1 protein-coding gene is annotated in these 339 nt (G+C 43.7%); it reads right to left on the reverse strand.

The features are described 5' to 3' along the window. On the reverse strand, positions 1-283 hold a 283-nt coding region (locus tag AAEY62_RS21110; protein WP_502935534.1), incomplete at its 3' end, for a dienelactone hydrolase family protein. Positions 284-339: the final 56 nt, after the last annotated feature.

Genomic DNA, 339 nt, shown 5'->3' on the forward strand with positions numbered 1-339 from the left:
AAGGTTTAGCCCATTTGTCGGCATTACCTTTGTCTTTACCTGCGTCGTCGTAAGCGAGCACAGTGCCAATAGGATTTAACTCATGAAATACTTCAGGTACTAATACTACAAAGCCATAGCTTGCTAAAATAGCGGCGCTGCGGGCAATAGGGGCGGTTTGCTGAAAAATTTCAGAGTAAAAAATAAGTGCAGGAAACAACCCTTGCGCCTGAGGGCGGTATATAGTGGTTCGCATCAACCCTGTAGGGGTAGGCAAGTCGGCGTTATGTTGTTCGATGATCATAATTGCGCTCAGTTATATAAATTTATATGGTAACTGAGCGCGATAAAATATACGAC

The sequence above is a fragment of the Pseudoalteromonas sp. GW168-MNA-CIBAN-0100 genome, assembly GCF_040309225.1.
GTDB classification, from domain to species: Bacteria; Pseudomonadota; Gammaproteobacteria; order Enterobacterales; family Alteromonadaceae; genus Pseudoalteromonas; species Pseudoalteromonas arctica.